This window comes from Amaricoccus sp. (genome assembly GCF_036846665.1).
Taxonomy (GTDB): Bacteria; Pseudomonadota; Alphaproteobacteria; order Rhodobacterales; family Rhodobacteraceae; genus Amaricoccus.
Map to the genome: position 1 here is coordinate 1 of NZ_DAIUBO010000016.1, position 18,716 is coordinate 18,716.

Genomic DNA, 18,716 nt, shown 5'->3' on the forward strand with positions numbered 1-18,716 from the left:
GCCCGGCGGGCACCGCCGGGCAGCGCCCGCCCCGCCCCCAGGCGGGCGCTGCCCTCACATTGGTGTGGGACGGTCGAGCAAGATAGTATGGACCCCAGACGCAATTCGCCGCCCACCCGCCATCGGGGCTGGATCTCGCGCCCGAAGCACGCGACACCGGGACATGGCCCCCGCCGAGACGGATATCGCCGCCTATCTCGCCTTCTTCCGTAGCGCGGAGGCGCTGAAGGACACGCTGCGCAATTCCTGGACCGCGACCGGGCGGCGCGAGAGCACCGCCGAGCACAGCTGGCGCCTCGCCCTGATGGCCATCGCCCTCGAGGAGGCGCTGCCGGGCATCGACCACGCCCGCCTCCTGCGCATGCTCGTCCTGCACGACCTCGGCGAGGCGCTGCACGGCGACGTGCCCGCACCGCTGCAGGGGCCAGACAAGACCGCCGAGGAGCGCGCCGACCTGCAATCGCTGCTCGCGCCCCTGCCCGAGGCCGCCGCGAACCGCCTGCTCGCCCTCTGGGACGAATACAATTCGCTCGCCACGCCGGAGGCCCGCATCGCCAAGGGGCTCGACCGGCTGGAGACCGTGCTCCAGCATGTCCAGGGCGCGAATCCGCCGGATTTCGACTATGCCTTCAACCTCGGCTACGGCCGGCGCCACAGCGCCGCGCATCCGCTGATCGAGGCCCTGCGCGCGCCCGTGGACGAAGAGACCGCGCAACTCGCCGCCCGCAGCACCGCAGAGCGCGATGAGACCTGACCTCGACCGCTTCGTCGCCGCCCAGGATCCTATCTGGCCAGCGGTCGTGGCGGAACTCGCCGCCGGGCGCAAGGCGACGCATTGGATGTGGTTCGTCTTTCCCCAGATCGCCGGCCTCGGCCGCAGCGCCACCGCGATCCGCTTCGCGCTGGCGGATCTCGGCGAGGCCCGCGCCTATCTGGCGCATCCGGTCCTCGGGCCGCGGCTGCGCGACGCCACCCGGGCGATGCTGCGCCATTCCGGCACGGCGCCGGAGGCGATCCTCGGCGGCATCGACGCACTGAAGTTCCGCTCCTCCATGACGCTCTTCGCCGCCGCCGACCCGGACGAGCCGCTGTTTCCCGCGGCCCTCACGGCCTTCTACGGCGGCACACCCGACCCCGCGACGCTGCGGCTCCTCGGCCGGGGCTGATAAGGTATCTGGGCAACCGATCGGCCAACGGACACCTCGAACCGGCAACAGCGAGGCATCGCCCTGCGCCGGTTCGTCGGAGGGACGCGCGCGAGCGCGGAGGCCGAGGGTGTTCCAGCTTCGGCGGGTAATCCGCGCGCGTCTGCCTGGCGGGCGCGCTCGTCGCGCCTGCCGGGGGCAGGCAGGCGCGCGCGGATTTGTCACCGGCCAAATCCGCGAAGAGAATGCGGCGCGGCCACGGAACTCGACGCCGGCCCGAAGCAATCAGTCGGCAAGTGTATTGAGCGTCAAGAGACGAGCCTGTCTTCGTCGAAGCTCTTGTCCTCGCGGACCAGGACATTGGCGGTGGTGACACGTCGTCGCTCGATGCGACAATCGCCACGCACCCACCGGCGACCCGCCTCCCGCCCTCAGCCCAGGGCGCGGTCGATCTCCGCCAGCGTCGCCCGCTCGTCCTCGCTCACCCGTTCCCCGCCGATGCCGAGGATCGCCCCCTCGCTGGCGGCCTCCGCCACGCTCTGCGCGATCGCCCGCAGCCAGCCCTTGTAGCCCGCCGCCGCGGCGGGTGCCCGGGCCTCGACGACCCGGGCGATCTCGGCCAGCGCCGCCACCGCCACATGGGCGACCTCCGCGCGCGGGCGATCCTTGATGTCGTCCTGCAAGACCGCACGCGCCGAGGCGCGGCCCTCGGCGGTGTCGTAGGCTCCCGCCACCGCCTCGACCAGGGCATTGGCATCCTCCGTGCCGCCCGCCTTCTGGATCGCCGCCGCCACCGCGAAGCTCTCGCGGATGGTGCCGATCAGCCCGCTCGGCTCGCCCGCGGTGATCGCCATGCTGGCGAGCATCGGCGCCGCGACGACCCGCGCCCATTCCTCGTCGGAAAACGCTGCCCGCAGGTCCATCGGTCCGCCCCCATGCAAGAGAATGCCGCCCCGGCAAGCCTAGCCCCATCGGACGGATCCCGCATTAACACTTTTCTCCCGAAATATCATGGACTTGGATCCTGTCCCCATGGGGACGGGACGGGGACGGCCGAATCCGGCCGGCCCCGGGGCCAATCCCCGGCCCGGATTCGGCCATCCATGCGCTTGCGCCCCGACCCATTCGGACGCATGAAAGCGCCCGGACATCCGCCCCGGAGACGCCCCGCCCGATGCCGATCCCGCTGATCCTCGCCTCGCGCTCGGAAGGCCGCGCGACGCTGCTGCGCCAGGCCGGCGTCCCCTTCGAGACCGTTCCAGCGGCGCTGGACGAGGCCGCCGTCAAGGCGGCGATGCTGGCCGAGGCCGCGCCCCCGCGCGACGTCGCCGACATGCTCGCCGATCTCAAGGCGCGGCGGGTCGCCGCCCGGCGCCCCGGCACGCTCGTCCTCGGCGCGGACCAGGTGCTGGTCAGCGCCGGCCGCCTCTACGACAAGCCCCGCAACCTCGGGGAGGCCGCCGACCAGCTGCGCCGCCTGCGCGGGGCCACCCATGAACTGCTCGCCGCGGCGGTGGTCTACGAGAACGGCCGCCCGGTCTGGCGCCACATCGGCGGCGCGCGGCTGACCATGCGCCGCTTCACCGACGCCTTCCTCGAAGGCTATCTCGCCCGGCACGGCGAAAGCCTGCTCGCCACCGTGGGCGCCTACCATCTCGAAGGCGGCGGGGCGCAGCTCTTCAGCCGGGTCGAGGGCGATTATTTCAGCGTGCTGGGCCTGCCCCTGCTCGAACTGCTCGGCTTCCTGCGCACGCGCGGGGTCTGCCCGGAATGAGCGCCGCCCCCCCGCCGCTCGCCGCCGTGCTCGGCTGGCCCATCGGCCATTCGCGCTCGCCCGCGCTGCACGGCCACTGGCTCCGCCGCTACGGCATCGCCGGCCATTACATCCCCGTCGCCCTCGCCCCGGAGGATCTGGAGGACGGCCTGCACGCGCTCGCCCGCCTCGGCTTCCGCGGCTGCAACGTCACCCTGCCGCACAAGGAGGCGGCGCTGGCACTGGCCGCCGAGGCGACCGATCTCGCCCGCGAGATCGGCTCGGCCAATACCCTGACCTTCCGCGAGGACGGCGGCTTCCTCGCCGACAATACCGACGCCTATGGATTTGTCGCCAACCTGCGGCAATCCGCGCCGCAATGGCGGGCCGATGCCGGTCCGGCGCTGGTGCTCGGCGCCGGCGGCGCCGCCCGCGCCGTGATCGCGGGCCTGCTCGCCGAGCGGACGCCGGAGATCCGCCTCGCCAACCGCACCCGCGCCCGCGCCGAGGACCTGCGCGCGCATTTCGGGCCGCGCCTCAGCCTGGTGGACTGGGAGGCCGCGCCGGAGGCCGCCGCGGGGGCGGCGACCATCGTCAATACCACCTCGCTCGGCATGGAGGGCCAGCCGCCGCTCGGCTTCGGCTTCCATGCGGCGGCGCCGGCCGCGCTCGCGACCGACATCGTCTACCGGCCCCTCGACACCGCCTTCCTGATCGACGCGCGCCGCCGCGGCCTGACCACCGTCGACGGCCTCGGCATGCTTCTGCATCAGGCGGTCCCCGGCTTCGAGCGCTGGTTCGGCCGCCGCCCGGAGGTCGATGCCGAGCTCCGCGCCGCCCTGCTCGACGCATGAGCCAGGGGCCGTTCCGCCTCGGGCTGACCGGCTCCATCGGCATGGGAAAATCCACCACGGCGGGTTTCTTCGCCGAGGCCGGCGTGCCGGTCTGGGATGCCGATGCCGCCGTCCACCGGCTCTATGCGCCGGGCGGCGGCGGTGGCGCGGCACTGGCGGATCTTGCGCCGCAGGCGATCCGCGAGGGCGCGGTCGACCGCGACGCGCTGCGCGAGGCCATCGCCCGCGACCCCGCCCTGCTGCCGGCCGTCGAGGCACGCATCCATCCGCTGGTGGCGGCCGACCGCGCGCGCTTCCTCGCGGCCCATGCGGACGCCGAGCTCGTGCTGCTCGACATCCCACTCCTCTACGAAACCGGGGCGGAGGCGGGGCTCGATGCCGTGCTCGTGGTGACCGCGCCGCGCGCGGTCCAGCGCGAGCGGGTGCTGGCGCGCCCCGGCATGGACGAGGCCGCGCTCGCCGCCATCCTCGCCCGGCAGCTGCCCGATGCGGAAAAACGCGCGCGGGCCGATTTCATCCTCGACACCAGCGAGGGGCTTGAGGCCGCCCGCGACCGGGTCCTATCCTTGATCGCGGAGATCCGGGAGGAGCGGCGCCATGCGTGAGATCGTGCTCGACACCGAGACCACCGGCCTCGATCCCGCCGGCGGCGACCGGATCGTGGAGATCGGCGGCGTCGAGCTCGTCAACCACATGCCGACGGGGCGCAGCTTCCACGCCTATATCAACCCCGAGCGGGACATGCCGGCCGAGGCCTTCGCCGTCCACGGGCTGAGCGCGGAATTCCTGTCCGACAAGCCGACGTTCCGCGAGGTCGCGCCGGACTTCCTCGCCTTCGTCGGCGACGCGAAGCTGGTGATCCACAACGCCAGCTTCGACATGAAGTTCCTCAATGCGGAGCTCGGCTGGATCGCGGCGGAACCCCTGCCCTGGTCGCGGGCCGTGGACACGCTCGACATCGCCCGCCGCCGCTTCCCCGGCGCGCTCAACAATCTCGACGCGCTCTGCCGGCGGTTCGGCGTCGACAATTCCGGGCGCGAGAAGCACGGCGCGCTGCTCGATTCCGAGCTGCTCGCCGAGGTCTATCTCGAACTGATGGGCGGCCGGCAACCCGACCTCACCCTGACCGTGGTGGCCTCCGGCGACGCGGGCCCGGCGGTGTCCTCCGACTGGACGCCGCCGCCGCGGGCGCGGCTGCTGCCTCCCCGGATCACGGCCGCCGAAGCCGAGGCCCATGCGGCCTTCGTCGCGACCCTGGGCGAGAACGCGCTCTGGACGAAGCTCTGAGCGCGCTCAGGCCTGGGCCGCCGGCGCGGCGGCTTCGCTCTGGCGCCGCGCGATCTCGGCGCGATAGAGGGAAAGGAAGTCGATCATCTCGAGATTGAGCGGCGGATAGCCGCCGTCCCGGGTCAGATCCCCGACGACCCGCCGCACATAGGGAAAGATCAGCCGCGGGCATTCGATCATCAGCAGCGGATGCAGCTGCTCGTCGGGCACGTTCTGGATCACGAAGAGCCCGGCATAATCGAGCTCGAGGATGAAGACCGGGCCCTCGGGGAGCTTGCTGTCGACCTTGACCTTGAGCGCGACCTCGTAGCGGTCGTCGCCGCGCTTCTGGGCGTCGATGTTGACCCCGACGCGCACCTCCGGCTTGCCTTCGGAAACCAGCCCCTTCTGGACCGCGATGTTCTCGAAGGAGACGTCGCGGATGTATTGCGTCAGAATCTGCAGCCGGGGCTGCGCCGTTTCCGGCTTCGGGGCGCCGTTGGTTTCGTCGGCCATCGCGTGCAATCCTTGTCCTGATCGTGTCGCGCGGCGGTCTAGCACGGAAGCCGAAGCCCCACAACGCGCCGCCGGACCCCGGGCCTCAGCCCGGATCGCGGGTCCAGCCCGAACTGCCCCGCCGCTCGGGCGGCAGGTCGTCGAGGATCTCGTATTCGCCCTCGATGGTGTCGCCGCGTGCCGGCCGCCGGGGGCCGCCCTCGCGCCCGAAGGTCGCGACCCGCACCGTCAGCCGCGAGGCGCCCCAGGCGATCAGCCGCGTCCGCACCGGCGGCACCAGGAGCAGCAGGCCCAGCGTGTCGGTGAAGAACCCCGGCGTCAGCAGCAGGATCCCGGCCACCAGGATCAGCGCGCCATGGGCGATCGGCCCGACCGGATCGCCGCCCCTCTCGAGGCTCTCCTGCAGGCGGGCGAGCGCCTGCATCCCCTGGAGCCGCATCAGCGCGGTTCCCGCCACCGCCGTCAGGACGACGATCGCGAGCGTGGGCATCAGCCCGATCGCGCCGCCCACCTTGATGAAGAGCGCGATTTCGAGGATCGGAACCCCGACGAATACCAGGAAGAGCCACATTCTCGCATCCATCCGCCCATTGGCCGCGCCTCGTCCGATGGACTTGGCGGGACATGACACTTACATAAGGGCAGTGGTTGCGATACGGCAACGCCGCGGGCGCGAAAGTGAAAGGGTGGCCTATGGCCTCGCAAATGATCCAGATCATCGTCCTGGCGGCAATCGCGCTGTTCCTGATCCTGCGCCTTCGCAACGTGCTCGGCACGCGCGAGGGCTTCGAGAAACCGCGCGAACTGCCCGGCGGCTCGGCGTCCAGGCGCCGCGACCACGCCTTCGAGGTGATCGAGGGCGGGTCCGCCGACCCCGACATCAGCCATTACGTCGAGCCCGACAGCGAGGCCGGCAAGGCGCTGGCGGCGATGAAGGCCGCCGATCCCGACTTCAGCGTCGCCGAATTCGCCCATGGTGCGCGCTCCGCCTATGAAATGATCGTGATGGCCTATGAGAACGGCGATCTCGAAACCCTGCGCCGTTTCCTCGCGCCGGAGGTCTTCGAGCCCTTCCGCGAGGCGATCGAGGCGCGCAACGCCAAGGGCCTGACCGTCGAGGCGAGCTTTGCCGGCATCCGCGAGGTGACGCTCAACGAGGCGCATTTCGACCCCGTGAGCAACGAGGGCGACATCACCATGCGCTTCGTCGGCGAGCTGACCTCGGTGGTCAAGGACCCCGAGGGCCGCATCGTGGAAGGCGCGCCGAACGAGGTGAAGCAGCAGCGCGACATCTGGACCTTCACCCGCAACATGAGCTCCGAAGACCCGAACTGGCTCCTGACCGGCACCGGCGGCTGATCCCGTCGGGGGAACGGCCAGCCCATGCCACCCCGCCGCCGTTCGCTCACGCGCGAGGAACGCGCGCTCTGGGAGCGGGTCGTCGCGACCACGGCGGCGCTGCAGGGCGGCGGTGCGGGGCCGTCCGGCGCCCCCCCGCCCCGGCCGGTCAAGGCTGCGACGCCGTCGACACCGCCGCAGCCGCAGCCCGCGGCGCCGCGGTCGCTGCCGCCGACGGCCGCGGTCGATCTCTCGCCCGACCCGCATGCGGGTCTTCGCGCCCGTGTGCCGCGCATGGACCGGGGCCGCTACGAGAAGCTGCGCCGCGGCAGGCTCGAGCCCGAGGCGCGGCTCGACCTGCACGGGATGACCGCCGAACGCGCCCATGCCGCGCTGACGCGCTTCATCCTCTCCGCCCATGCCGAGGGCCTGCGCCTGGTGCTGGTCATCACCGGAAAGGGACGCGACGGCGCGGAGCATGTCATCGCCCCGCATCGCCACGGCATCCTGCGCCACAGCCTGCCGCACTGGCTCTCCGCGCCGCCGCTCGCGGGCCGGGTGCTCGACCTCGCGCCCGCCCATCGCAAGCACGGCGGCGGCGGCGCCTATTACGTCTATCTGCGCCGGCAGCGGTAGGCCCGTGACACGACCTCCGGGAAATGGCTTCGGACCGGCGCCTCTCTTCCCTTGGCGCTGCCGCCTACTCTTCGCGGATTTGGCAGGTGACGAATCCGCGCGCGCTCAGCTGCCCGATGCGTCGGGGAAGAACAGCTGTTGGCCGTCGATCTTGAATTCCGCGATCGCCGCCTGCCCTTCGGGCGAGACCAGCCAGTCGATGAAGGCCTGGCCGGCTTCCGCCTTCACGGTGGGATGCTTCTCGGGATTGACCAGGATGACGCCATAGGGGTTGAAGAGCGCGGGATCGCCCTCGAAGACGATGTCGAGATCCCCGCGGTTCTGGAAGCTGATCCAGGTGCCGCGGTCGGTCAGGCTGTAGGCGGGGATCTCGGCGGCGACGTTCAGCGTGGCGCCCATGCCGCTGCCGGTCTCGTGGTACCATTCCCCGCCCGGCGTCACGCCGGCAGCGGCCCAGAGCGCCTTCTCCGCCTGATGGGTTCCGGAATCGTCGCCGCGTGACGCGAAGGGCGCCCCGGCGGCGGCGACCGCGGCCAGCGCGGCGGGCGCGTCGGCCGCGGCACGGGCGCCGGCGGGATCCTCCTCGGGGCCGACGAGGACGAAATCGTTGTACATCACGTCAAAGCGCTGCACGCCCCAGCCCTCGGCGACGAAGGTCTCTTCCGCCGGGCGGGCATGGACGAAGACCACGTCCGCATCCCCGCGCCGCCCGGTTTCCAGCGCCTGGCCGGTGCCCTGCGCCACCACATGCACCTCGATGCCGGTCTTTTCCGTGAAGATCGGCAGGATATGCCCGAAGAGCCCGGAATTCTCCGTCGAGGTGGTCGATGCCACGGTGATGAAATCCGCGGCCGCGCCGGGAATGGCGGCGAGCGCGAGCGCGGCGGCGCCGAAGAGAGCGCGGAATGTCTTCATGTCCTGTCAGGTCCTTCCTTGCTGCTCACCAGAGGAGATTTCCGGCGAGGAATGCACGCGCTTCTTCCGAGGCGGGTTCGCGGAAGAAGGTTTCGGCGGGCCCGCTCTCCACGAGCCGGCCGCGATCGAGAAAGACGATGTCCTCGGCCAGCCGCCGCGCCTGGCCCAGGTCATGGGTGGTCATGACGATGGTCATGCCCTCGCGGCTGAACTCCCCGATCATCGCCTCGATGCTGCGGGTCGCGCCGGGATCGAGCTGGGCGCAGGGCTCGTCGAGAAACAGCACTTCCGGGCGCAGCGACCAGGCGCGGGCCATCGCCAGCCGCTGCTGCTCGCCGCCCGAGAGCAGCCGCGCCGGGCGGGTGGCCAGCGGCGCGAGCCCGAACCGCTCGATCGCCGCGGCGCTGCGCGACCGGCGCGCGGGCCGCGGCAGCCCCGCGAGCGCGAGCGCCGCTTCGAGATTGCCGCGGGTGGAGCGCCGCAGCATCACCGGCTTCTGGAACACCATCGCCTGACGGCGGGAGGCCAGTTCGGGAAGGGCCCAGAGGACATGGCCCTCGGTGGGTTCGATCAGCCCGTGGCAGAGCCGGAGCAGCAGGCTCTTGCCCGCCCCGTTCGGCCCCAGCACGATCAGCCGCCGGTTCGGCCGGACCCGCAGGGTCACGCCCCCGAGCAGCCGGGTCCCGTTGCGCGCATAGCCGAGGCCGGAAATGTCCAGCGGCAGGATCGACGGCTCCGCCCTCATCCCGCGACCCGCCGCGCCCATCCGCTCGCCCCGAAGGCCAGCGCGTTGAAGCTCAGCGTCAGGCCGAGCAGGATGATGCCCAGCGCGACGGCGAGCCCGAGATTGCCGCGGCTCGTCTCGAGCGTAATCGCGGTGGTCATGGTGCGGGTGTGGCCGGCGATGTTGCCGCCGACGATCAGGATCGCGCCGACCTCGGCACTCGCGCGCCCGAATCCCGCGAGAACGCCGGTCAGCAGGCTGAAGCGCCCGTCCCAGAGCAGGGTCGGCACCGCGCGGATCCGGCCCGACCCGAGCGAGCGGAACTGCTCCTGGTATTCGTCCCAGAGCACCTCGATCACGCTGCGGGTGAGCGAGATCACGATGGGCAGGATCAGGATGGTCTGGGCGAGCACCATCGCCGTCGGCGTGAAGAGCAGCCCGAGCGGCCCGAGCGGCCCCGAGCGGGACAGCAAGAGATAGATCGCGAGGCCGGCGACCACCGGCGGCAGGCCCATCAGCGCATTGAAGACGACGACCACCACCGAACGGCCGGGAAAGCGCGCCAGCGCCAGCGCGGCGCCGAGCGGCAGGCCGAGCGCGCAGCCGATGGCGACCGCCGTCAGCGTCACGCGCAGCGACAGGCCGATGATCTGCATCAGCTCGGGATCGCCCGAGGCGATCAGCTCGAAGGCAAGGCCGAAGGGCCCGAGCGACATCCGGAACACCCCGCAATTCCCACTGGATTTGAACGAAAAAGCAATTACGATGCAATGCTGGAGATATTGCATGAAAACAGTAAAAAGCGCGAGCACGCTTCTGACCACCGGCGAAGTGGCGGCCTATCTGCGCATGAAGGAGCGCACGGTCTACGACATGGTCGCGCGCCAGCAGATCCCCTGCAGCCGCGCGACCGGCAAGCTGCTCTTCTCGCGGCCGCTGATCGACGCCTGGGTCGAGGCGCATACCGAGATGCCGGCCGGGCGCAACGCCGTCGTTCCCATGATCTACGCCGGATCGAGCGACCCCCTGCTCGAATGGGCGCTGCGGCAATCGGGATGCGGCCTCGCGGTGCTCGCGACCGGGTCGCGCCGCGGGCTCGAGGCCATCGCCCGCGGCGAGGCGATGCTCGCCGGGGTGCATCTGCTCGATCCGGGGACCGGGGAATACAATATCCCCCATGTCCGGGCGCTGGTGCCGCAGGGCGACGTGGTGGTGATCCACTGGGCGCGGCGCCTGCAGGGCCTGCTCCTGGCCGCCGGCAATCCCCTGGGCATCACAGGGCTCCGCGACCTGGCCGAACGCGGCCTGCGCCTGGCCCGGCGGGGCGAGGGCGCCGGCAGCCAGCTGCTCCTGGAAGTGCTCCTGGACCGGGCCGGGCTCTCGATGGGCGCGATCCGCGTCGCCAGCCAGATCGCCGAGACCGAGCGCGACCTCGCGAGCATGATCGCCATGGACGAGGCCGATTGCGCGCTCGGGGTCGCCGCGGCGGCGGAGGGGCTCGGCTTCCTGCCGCTCTGGCCGGCGGAATCCTTCGACCTCGTGATGCGCCGGCGCGACTATTTCGAGCCGGCGGTGCAGGCGCTGCTGGCCCTCGCCCGGACCGAGCCCTTCGCGCGGCGCGCGGAGCATCTCGGCGGCTACGACCTCGGCGATCTGGGGCAGGTGCGCTTCAACGCCTGACGGGCGCCGCGGCCCGTCAGAGCGCGACCAGCCGCTCCGCCGCCGCCGCGCGGTCGCGGATCACCCCGTAATCGCCGGGATCGAAGGGCCGGAATCCCGTCAGCCCGAGGTCGCGACGCGATGCCGCGTCGAGCGCCACCATGGCCGCGGCGATCGCGCGCCGCATCGCCGGGACATCCGCCCCTCGCGCCGCGATCAAGGGCAGGCCGGGCGTCGGCTCGGTGAGAAGCAGGACACGCAGGCGGCCGGCCGCCGCGCGGTATCTTTCGACGAAGCGCCAGGACACCATGTCGAGCGCCGCGACATCGGCGCAATCCGCCGCGACCAGCTCCGCGGAGGCGGCATGGGATCCGGTTTCCACCGCGCCCGAGAAGAAGCGCCGCTCCCGGGCGAGCGGCGCCACATGATGCAGCATCGCCGCATATCCCGATTGCGAACCGCGCTCGTTGAAGGCCAGGCGGGAGCCGCGAAAGGCCTCGAGCGTCTCCCGCGGATCGTCCCGCCGCACGACGATGGCGCTGCGGTAGAACCCCTGCAGGCAGCCGGGGAGACAATAATCCGGCGCGCCCAGCATCTCGACCCTGCCCCAAAGCGCCCGCACGAAGGGCAGGCCGCAGCATTGCGCCAGAACCAGCGTCGGGTCGGTCCAGACCGCCATCGGCTCGCGGTCCCGCTCGAGCCGCTCGGGCGCGGCCATTCCCTCCGCGCGCAATGCGTCCCGCAGCGCCGACCAGAAGCGATCGGTCGCCGGCCGCAGCTCGGGCCAGTCGTACATGGGCAGCGACGCAACCCCGGCGGCGGTCAAACGGGAGCAGTGCCCCGGGACACCGGAGGGCCTTCCGGCGCCGCCGCATAGAGCGGATGCGGCACCGGATCCTTCCGGCGAAGCAGGTGCCGCCGGAAGACCTCGCCATAGGAGCGATAGCGGTAGCCGCCGTTGCGGCGCAGGACCATCGCCTGCTGCCGCCGGTATTCGCCCGGGAGCCGATACCAGGGGAGGCCCGGCCTGGCATGGTGCACCGCATGGAAATTGTTGTTGAGAAACAGCAGCGCGAGCGGGCCGCGATCCTCGATGATGACGCTGCGCGCCGCGCTGCGTTCGTCGGCGCGATGCTCCAGGAAGGTGCGGATCCGCAGGAGCGAGAGCGCCAGCCAGCAGGCGAGCCCATAGGCCCAGGCCGGCACCGTCCCGGCCCAGCCCAGCCGGAGCAGGACCGGCGCCACCCCGGCCGCATGCAGCAGCCAGGCGCGCCGGATCCCCCGGTCGCCGCGAAGGATCGCGGCCGCGTCCTCGTACCAGTGCCGCAGGCAGCCGATCGGCGGGCCGAGGATCATCCGGCCGAGCAGGGTATTGTTGGCCAAGAGCAGGAACCGCACCGGCCGCGGCAGCCGCGCCCAGACCGCCGGATCGAGATAGTTCGATTCCGGATCGTCATAGGGATCGGTCAGGTTCGGGTCCCTGTGATGCGCCAGATGCAGCGCGCGAAACCGCTCGTAGGGCACGGCGAGACCGATCGCCGGGAAGACCAGCGCATCGCTCAGCCGCTGGTTCCGGAAGGGATGCCCGTGGATGATCTCGTGCTGGAGCGAGGAATGCTGCGCGATCGCCACCGCGAGGGCGGGGATCGCGATCCAGAGGCCGATCGGCTCGGCGAAGCGGGTCAGCAGGATCCAGACGAGATAGGTGAGCGCGACCAGAAGGATGGTCGGCCATTCCGTTTCGGGCCGGGGGCCGGCGGATGGGCGGGCGTCGGGCATTCGAAGTCGATCCACGGCGGAACTGCATGGAATCTATGGGCGCGAATACACGAATGCAATAATGTGATTTCGTTGTGATTTATGAGAATATGGGGTATTATCGCCATGATGATGTGAAAGAGCGAAGCAGATGTGACTTCGCAGGGATTCTCCATGGACAAGCGCGCATTGGCGTCCGCCTTCCGCGAAAGGCTGCGCGCCCTGATCGGCGACGAGCGCGGCGGCGTGGCGAGCTTCCTCGCGGAAACCGGGATCGACCGCTCGGCCCTGAGCCAGTTCCTCGATCCCGCGATCGACCGGCTGCCGCGGGCGGAGACGCTGCGCAGGATCGCCGAGGCCCGCGGCGTCACCATCGACTGGCTGCTCGCGCTCTCCAACGCCCCGGACGGACGGCAGACGGTGGCGCCCTCGGTGCAGATCGAATCGGCCGAGGTCGAGGGCGGCGGCTCCCCCATCGACCAGTGGCGGCACGAGGCGGCCGGCATGAAGCTGCGCTACGTGCCTTCGCGCCTGCCGGACATGCTCAGCCTCGGGCCGGAACCGGCGCAGCCGGCCGGCAATCCCCGCGCCGGCAAGGCGGAGAACGTGCTCGGCGGCTTCCGTCTCGGCGACATGGACGTGGAGATCGCCATGCCGGTGCAGACGCTGCAGGATCTGTCGGGCGGCACCGGGCTCTGGCGCGGGACCGATGCCGGCCGGCGCCGCCGGCAGCTCGCCCATATGGCCGCGACCTGCGCCGAGGCCTATCCGACGCTGCGGCTGCATCTCTACGACGGGCGCGAGACCTTCGCCGCGCCCTTCACGATCTTCGGGCGGATCCGCGCGGCGCTCTATCTCGGCGAAGCCTATCTCGTGGTGACCTCCGCCGAGCAGGTCGCGGCGCTCACCCGGCTCTTCGACAATCTGGTGCGCCGGGCGACGATCGGGCCGGACCGGGTGCACGAGACCCTCGCGGATCTGGCCGGCCAGGTGGCGTGAGCGGCGACGCCCCGACCGCCCCCCGTTCCGGCCCGGCACCGATCTCTTGTTGCCGGAACGCGGAAAAGAGCCTTTAAGATTTGAAGCGCCGAGGCGCGGGCCGCGGGGCCGGCCGCGACAGAACGGACGCAGAGAACCAACGGGGAAAACGACAATGACACCGAAACCGACGACGATCCTCGCCGCATTGGCGATGTCGGCCGCGGCCCTGCCGGCGGCAGGGCAGGACATGGACGCGCTCATCGCCGCGGCCAAGGAAGAAGGCATGCTGACGACCATCGCCCTGCCGCATGAATGGTGCGGCTACGGCGGCGTGATCCAGGGCTTCAAGGACAAATACGGGATCGAGGTCAACGAGCTCAATCCCGACGCCGGCAGCGCCGACGAGCTGGAGGCGATCCGCGCCAACAAGGACAATACCGGCCCGCAGGCGCCCGACGTGATCGACGTCGGCTTCTCCTTCGGCCCCGCCGCCAAGGAAGAGGGGCTGATCCAGCCCTACAAGGTCTCGACCTGGGATTCGATCCCCGACAACGTCAAGGATCCCGAGGGCTATTGGTACGGCGATTATTACGGCGTGCTGAGCTTCGCGGTGAACAAGGACATCGTCGAGAACGTGCCCGGCAACTGGGAGGATCTGCTCAAGCCCGAATACGCCAATTCCGTGGCGCTCGCCGGCGATCCGCGGGCCTCGAACCAGGCGATCATCAGCGTCTATGCCGCCGGCCTCGCAGCGAGCGGCGAGCCGGGCGGCGACGCCGGCAAGAAGGGGCTGGAGTTCTTCGCCGAGCTCAACAAGGCCGGCAATTTCGTGCCCGTGATCGGCAAGACCGGCACGCTGGCCCAGGGCGCCACGCCCATCGTGATCTGGTGGGACTACACCGCCCTCGCCGGCCGCGACACCCTGAACGGCAATCCGCCGATGGAAGTGGTGGTGCCCGGCAACGGCGTGGTCGCCGGCGTCTACGTCCAGGCGATCTCCGCCTTCGCGCCGCATCCCAACGCCGCGAAGCTCTGGATGGAATATCTCTATTCCGACGAGGGCCAGCTCGGCTGGCTCGCGGGCTATTGCCATCCGATCCGCTTCAACAGCCTCGCGGCCGAAGGCAAGGTCCCGCAGGACCTGCTCGACCGGCTGCCGCCGGCCGCCGCCTACGAGCGCGCCGTCTTCCCGACGCTGGAAGAGCAATCGGCGATGAAGGAGGTCATCACCGGCGGCTGGGACAGCGTCGTCGGCGCCAACGTGCAATAGCCGGACCCGCCCGGGCTCCCCGCGGGGGGCCCGGGGCTTCCGCCGCCATGCCGCGCCACCGGACATCGACCATCCCGGCCCCGCGCTCCTGGGCCTGGCTCGGACTCCTGCCCTTCGCGGCCTTCGCGGCGCTGTTCCTGATCGTGCCGACCATGTTCATCGTGGTCGGCAGCTTCCGCAACGCGGCCGGGGACTTCACCCTCGCCAATATCGTCAATCTCTTCCAGCCGTCGATCCTCGCGGCCTTCTGGATCTCGATCCGGATCAGCTTCGCCTCCGCCTTCCTCGGCTGCGCCATCGGCTTCGCCATCGCCGCGGCGATGATCCACGGCGGCCTGCCGGGCTGGCTGCGCGGACCGATGCTCACCTTCTCCGGCGTCGCCTCGAACTTCGCGGGCGTGCCGCTCGCCTTCGCCTTCCTCGCCACGCTCGGGCGGCTCGGGCTCGTCACCGTGCTGCTGCGCGACTGGGCCGGCATCAACATCTATGCCATGGGCTTCAACCTGCTGAGCTTCTTCGGCCTCACGCTCACCTATCTCTTCTTCCAGATCCCGCTGATGATCCTGATCGTCACCCCGGCCCTCGACGGGCTGCGCCGGGAATGGCGCGAGGCCGCCGAGATCCTCGGCGCGAGCCGGGCGCAATACTGGCGCATGGTGGCGCTGCCGATCCTCTGGCCGACGCTCTTGGGCACGCTGGCGCTGCTCTTCGCCAATGCCTTCGGCGCGGTCGCCACCGCCTATGCGCTGACGGGATCCTCGCTCGGCATCGTGCCCATCCTGCTCTTCGCCCAGATCCGCGGCGACGTGCTCCAGGACCCGCATCTGGGCTATGCGCTGGCCTTCGGCATGATCGTGGTCACCGGCATCGCCAATGCGATCTACATCTGGCTGCGCACCCGCGCAGAACGGTGGATCAAGTGAAGCCGCCGCGGATCTGGGCCTGGCTCGCGCTCGCCTTCGGGCTGATCTATTTCTTCCTGCCGCTGATCGGCACGCTGGAATTCTCGCTCCGCATGCGCCGCGGCGAATACAGCTTCGACGCCTACCGGGTGGTGCTCGCCGACCCGCAGTTCCGCGCGACCTTCAGCTATTCGGTCATCCTCGCCTGCCTGACCATCCTGGTCGGGGTGATCATCGTCGTGCCCACCGCCTATTGGGTGCGGCTGCGGCTGCCGCGCTGGCGGCCGGTGGTCGAGTTCATCACCCTGCTGCCGCTGGTGATCCCGCCCATCGTCATCGTCTTCGGCTACATCCGGCTCTACAACACCTCCTCGATCCTGCCGCTCACCGGCACGGCGATGGGCACCAATGTGCTCCTGATGTTCGGCTATGCGACGCTGTCGCTTCCCTACATGTACCGCGCCGTCGACACCGGGCTCCGCGCGATCGACGTCGCCACCCTGACCGAGGCCGCCGAGAGCCTCGGCGCCGGCTGGATCACCATCATGGCGCGGGTGATCCTGCCCAATGTGCTGGTGGCGGTGCTTTCGGGGGCCTTCCTGACCTTCGCCATCGTCATCGGCGAGTTCGTGCTCGCGGCCCTGCTGAACCGCCCCGCCTTCGGGCCCTACCTCCAGCTCATCGGCGCGAACCGCGCCTACGAGCCGGCGGCGCTGGCGGTGATCGCCTTCGCCATCACCTGGGCCTGCATGGGGCTGATCCAGCTCGTCACCCGCTTCCAGAAGTTCAAGACGGTTCCCCGCTAGATGGCCTTCCTCGAGATCTCCGGCTTGCAGAAGTTCTACGGACCCAACCACGTGGTGCGCGACTTCAACCTCGACGTCGGCGAGGGCGAGTTCGTCTCCTTCCTCGGCCCCTCCGGCTGCGGCAAGACCACCACCCTGCGCATGGTGGCGGGCTTCGAGACGCCGTCGGAAGGCGTGATCCGCATCGACGGCCGCGACGTGGTGAACCTCAAGCCCAGCCAGCGCGACATCGGCATGGTCTTCCAGGCCTATGCGCTCTTTCCCAACATGACCGTGGCGCAGAACGTGGCCTTCGGGCTCAAGGTCGCGGGCATGCCCCGGCCGCGGATCGCGGCGCGGGTCGCCGAGATGCTGGCGATCATCAAGCTTCCCGAGCTCGGCGCACGCTTCCCCTTCCAGCTCTCCGGCGGCCAGCAGCAGCGCGTCGCACTGGCCCGCGCGCTGGCGGTCCAGCCCAAGGTGCTCCTGCTCGACGAGCCGCTCTCGGCGCTCGACGCCAAGATCCGCGTCTCGCTGCGCGAGGAGATCCGCGCCATCCAGCGCAAGCTCGGCATCACCACGATCTACGTCACCCACGACCAGGAGGAGGCGCTGGCGATGTCTGACCGCATCGTGGTCATGCGCGACGGCATCGCCGAGCAGATCGGGGACCCGTTCGAGATCTACAACCGGCCCGCGACGCGCTTCGTCGCCTCCTTCGTCGGCACGCTCAACGTGCTCGACGCCCGGCTGCTCGATCCCGCCACCGGCCTCGTCACCGTCGACGGCCAGGAGATCCGCCTCGCCCGTGCGGTGCGGGGAGAGGCCGGCGAGACGATCCCCATCTCGCTCCGTCCCCAGGCCATCCTTCTCGGAAGCGGCCCGGATCCGGGCGGCAGGCTGCGCGGCCGGGTCGATTCGGTGAGCTTCCTCGGCTCCGTCGTGCGGATCCGGGTCGCGCTCGACGGGCAGAACCTCGCGGTCGACATCTTCAACACCGCCGCCATGCGCCCGCCGAAGCCGGGCGAAACCGTCGATCTCGCCTTCGCCACCGGCGACGTGCTGGTGCTCGAGGGTGCTGCGGACTGAAGCCGCACTCGGTCGAACCGATCGGACCAGAGGCATCTCGCACCGGCAACAACGAGGCGGTGCCGCCTCAGCAACTCCTTCTGCCTTCGCGGTCGACTTGCATCCCACGCGGTCCAAAGGTCCCCAGCCCGATCGACCCGTGGCGATCGGGCCGCGCGGGGCGCGGCCATTTCACCGGCGAGGGATTCGACCGTGGGCCACCACGTCGATCGCGCAGCCTTGGCAACCCTTCGTTAACCCCGGCGGATCAGTCTCGCCCGGGGCCGCGGCGGAGGCGGATTTGACTCGAGGCAGGGAACACACGGGCTTCTCGGAGGAGGCGTTGCGCGGTCTCGACGAGCTCGACCGCCGCCTGCCGCCCGCCGGGTTCATGCCGGTCCTGCGCGCCCCGGCCGCCCCCGCCCCCGACTCCCCCGAGCCGGGCCGCCCGCATTACTGGGGCCACCGCGAACGGCTGCGCCAGCGGTTTCTCACCGGCGGGCACGCGGCGATGCCGGAATACGAGCTCCTGGAGCTCGTGCTCTTCAACGCCATCCCCCGCATCGACGTGAAGCCCCTGGCCAAGACGCTGCTCGCGACCTTCGGCGATCTCAACGGCGTCATCGCCGCCTCCGAGCACCGGCTGATGCAGGTGCCCGGCGCGACCCCGAAGCTCTATTTCCAGCTGCGCCTGCTCGAGGCGATCGCGCATCGCATGGCCCGCGCCCGCGTCATCCAGCGCTCGGTCATCAGCTCCTGGGACGAGCTGATGCGCTATTGCAAGACGGTCATGGCCTATCGCGAGACCGAACAGTTCCGCATCCTGTTCCTCGACCAGAAGAACGTGCTGATCGCCGACGAGGAGCAGGCGCGCGGCACGGTCAACCACGTGCCGGTCTACCCGCGCGAGGTCGCCAAGCGCGCTCTGGAGCTGAACGCCACCGCGATCATCCTGGTGCACAACCACCCCTCGGGCGATCCGACCCCGAGCCGGGCCGACATCGAGATGACCGAGCAGATCGGCCTCGCCTGCGAGGCGATCGGCGTGGTCATCCACGACCATGTCATCGTCGGCAAGGAAACCGACGCCTCCTTCCGGTCGCTGGGCCTGCTTTAGCCGCGCGCCGGGCCGAGCGATTGCGCTCC

Annotated in this window: 23 protein-coding genes; 15 read left to right on the top strand and 8 right to left on the bottom strand. The window is 70.6% G+C overall.

Annotated features, from left to right (window positions below; translation table 11 throughout):
* The first annotated feature begins 163 nt into the window (after window positions 1-163).
* Window positions 164-754, top strand: a complete 591-nt coding sequence (locus V7050_RS02870) for an HD domain-containing protein (RefSeq protein ID WP_324373665.1) — start codon at window positions 164-166, stop codon at window positions 752-754.
* Entirely contained in the window at window positions 744-1,166 is a 423-nt protein-coding gene (locus V7050_RS02875) for a DUF1810 domain-containing protein (RefSeq protein ID WP_324373664.1), read from the top strand. Before V7050_RS02870 ends, V7050_RS02875 begins: the two co-directional genes overlap by 11 nt.
* A gap of 410 nt (window positions 1,167-1,576) precedes the next feature.
* Here the strand turns inward: V7050_RS02875 and V7050_RS02880 are convergent, their stop codons facing one another.
* Window positions 1,577-2,068 carry a hypothetical protein gene (locus tag V7050_RS02880; protein ID WP_324373663.1) on the bottom strand — a complete coding sequence of 164 codons (492 nt, stop codon included), beginning with the start codon at window positions 2,066-2,068 and terminating at the stop codon, window positions 1,577-1,579.
* A 251-nt stretch (window positions 2,069-2,319) separates the two neighbouring features.
* Here V7050_RS02880 and V7050_RS02885 point away from each other — a divergent pair, with 251 nt between their 5' ends.
* From V7050_RS02885 to dnaQ, 4 genes are read left to right on the top strand one after another with little or no spacing between them, the layout of a single operon-like run.
* On the top strand, window positions 2,320-2,919 hold the full coding sequence (locus V7050_RS02885; protein ID WP_324373662.1) for a Maf family nucleotide pyrophosphatase: 600 nt from the start codon (window positions 2,320-2,322) through the stop codon (window positions 2,917-2,919).
* A complete protein-coding gene (locus tag V7050_RS02890; protein WP_324365289.1) occupies window positions 2,916-3,752 on the top strand; it encodes a shikimate dehydrogenase in 837 nt (278 codons plus the stop codon). The genes V7050_RS02885 and V7050_RS02890 overlap by 4 nt, the downstream gene beginning before the upstream one ends.
* Entirely contained in the window at window positions 3,749-4,357 is a 609-nt protein-coding gene (gene coaE, locus V7050_RS02895) for a dephospho-CoA kinase (RefSeq protein WP_324365290.1), read from the top strand. The genes V7050_RS02890 and coaE overlap by 4 nt, the downstream gene beginning before the upstream one ends.
* Complete coding sequence (gene dnaQ, locus V7050_RS02900; RefSeq protein ID WP_324365291.1) at window positions 4,350-5,039, top strand: DNA polymerase III subunit epsilon; 690 nt, start codon at window positions 4,350-4,352, stop codon at window positions 5,037-5,039. The genes coaE and dnaQ overlap by 8 nt, the downstream gene beginning before the upstream one ends.
* A 6-nt stretch (window positions 5,040-5,045) precedes the next feature.
* Here dnaQ and secB read toward each other — a convergent pair whose 3' ends face one another.
* Window positions 5,046-5,534, bottom strand: a complete 489-nt coding sequence (secB, locus tag V7050_RS02905) for a protein-export chaperone SecB (RefSeq protein ID WP_324365292.1) — start codon at window positions 5,532-5,534, stop codon at window positions 5,046-5,048.
* An 85-nt stretch (window positions 5,535-5,619) separates the two neighbouring features.
* A complete protein-coding gene (locus tag V7050_RS02910) occupies window positions 5,620-6,105 on the bottom strand; it encodes an FxsA family protein (protein ID WP_324365293.1) in 486 nt (161 codons plus the stop codon).
* A 122-nt stretch (window positions 6,106-6,227) separates the two neighbouring features.
* On the opposite strand from V7050_RS02910, the gene V7050_RS02915 reads away from it, so the two are divergent.
* Entirely contained in the window at window positions 6,228-6,893 is a 666-nt protein-coding gene (locus tag V7050_RS02915; RefSeq protein ID WP_324365294.1) for a Tim44/TimA family putative adaptor protein, read from the top strand.
* Window positions 6,894-6,917: 24 nt separating this feature from the next.
* Window positions 6,918-7,508, top strand: coding sequence for a Smr/MutS family protein (locus tag V7050_RS02920; protein WP_324365295.1), 591 nt, complete (start codon window positions 6,918-6,920; stop codon window positions 7,506-7,508).
* Window positions 7,509-7,613: 105 nt separating this feature from the next.
* On the opposite strand, the gene V7050_RS02925 is transcribed toward V7050_RS02920, so the two are convergent.
* From V7050_RS02925 to V7050_RS02935, 3 genes are read right to left on the bottom strand one after another with little or no spacing between them, the layout of a single operon-like run.
* Window positions 7,614-8,423 (bottom strand): substrate-binding domain-containing protein, encoded by an 810-nt coding sequence (locus V7050_RS02925; protein WP_324365296.1) that lies wholly within the window; start codon window positions 8,421-8,423, stop codon window positions 7,614-7,616.
* 25 nt (window positions 8,424-8,448) lie between these two features.
* The gene (locus tag V7050_RS02930; RefSeq protein WP_324365297.1) at window positions 8,449-9,168 is read right to left on the bottom strand and encodes an ATP-binding cassette domain-containing protein; all 720 of its coding nucleotides are present in this window, start codon (window positions 9,166-9,168) and stop codon (window positions 8,449-8,451) included.
* Complete coding sequence (locus V7050_RS02935) at window positions 9,165-9,863, bottom strand: ABC transporter permease (RefSeq protein WP_324365298.1); 699 nt, start codon at window positions 9,861-9,863, stop codon at window positions 9,165-9,167. Before V7050_RS02935 ends, V7050_RS02930 begins: the two co-directional genes overlap by 4 nt.
* 70 nt (window positions 9,864-9,933) lie before the next feature.
* On the opposite strand from V7050_RS02935, the gene V7050_RS02940 reads away from it, so the two are divergent.
* Window positions 9,934-10,827 carry a helix-turn-helix transcriptional regulator gene (locus tag V7050_RS02940; protein WP_324365299.1) on the top strand — a complete coding sequence of 298 codons (894 nt, stop codon included), beginning with the start codon at window positions 9,934-9,936 and terminating at the stop codon, window positions 10,825-10,827.
* A gap of 16 nt (window positions 10,828-10,843) precedes the next feature.
* Here the strand turns inward: V7050_RS02940 and V7050_RS02945 are convergent, their stop codons facing one another.
* Together V7050_RS02945 and V7050_RS02950 are read right to left on the bottom strand one after the other, a co-directional pair.
* Complete coding sequence (locus V7050_RS02945; protein WP_324365300.1) at window positions 10,844-11,602, bottom strand: phosphate/phosphite/phosphonate ABC transporter substrate-binding protein; 759 nt, start codon at window positions 11,600-11,602, stop codon at window positions 10,844-10,846.
* 26 nt (window positions 11,603-11,628) lie between these two features.
* Window positions 11,629-12,585: a fatty acid desaturase gene (locus V7050_RS02950; protein ID WP_324365301.1), complete on the bottom strand. Its 957-nt coding sequence runs from the start codon at window positions 12,583-12,585 to the stop codon at window positions 11,629-11,631.
* A 153-nt stretch (window positions 12,586-12,738) separates the two neighbouring features.
* On the opposite strand from V7050_RS02950, the gene V7050_RS02955 reads away from it, so the two are divergent.
* The 6 genes from V7050_RS02955 (at window position 12,739) to radC (ending at window position 18,687) form a co-directional block, all read left to right on the top strand.
* Entirely contained in the window at window positions 12,739-13,563 is an 825-nt protein-coding gene (locus V7050_RS02955) for a helix-turn-helix domain-containing protein (protein WP_324365302.1), read from the top strand.
* 154 nt (window positions 13,564-13,717) lie between these two features.
* Window positions 13,718-14,815, top strand: a complete 1,098-nt coding sequence (locus V7050_RS02960; RefSeq protein ID WP_324365303.1) for an ABC transporter substrate-binding protein — start codon at window positions 13,718-13,720, stop codon at window positions 14,813-14,815.
* Between the two features lie 47 nt (window positions 14,816-14,862).
* Window positions 14,863-15,738, top strand: coding sequence for an ABC transporter permease (locus tag V7050_RS02965; RefSeq protein ID WP_324365304.1), 876 nt, complete (start codon window positions 14,863-14,865; stop codon window positions 15,736-15,738).
* Window positions 15,735-16,523: an ABC transporter permease gene (locus V7050_RS02970; RefSeq protein WP_324365305.1), complete on the top strand. Its 789-nt coding sequence runs from the start codon at window positions 15,735-15,737 to the stop codon at window positions 16,521-16,523. The genes V7050_RS02965 and V7050_RS02970 overlap by 4 nt, the downstream gene beginning before the upstream one ends.
* Window positions 16,524-17,591 (top strand): ABC transporter ATP-binding protein, encoded by a 1,068-nt coding sequence (locus V7050_RS02975; RefSeq protein ID WP_324365306.1) that lies wholly within the window; start codon window positions 16,524-16,526, stop codon window positions 17,589-17,591.
* Window positions 17,592-17,961: 370 nt separating this feature from the next.
* Window positions 17,962-18,687, top strand: coding sequence for a RadC family protein (gene radC / locus V7050_RS02980; protein ID WP_442885304.1), 726 nt, complete (start codon window positions 17,962-17,964; stop codon window positions 18,685-18,687).
* The last annotated feature ends 29 nt before the right edge of the window (window positions 18,688-18,716 follow it).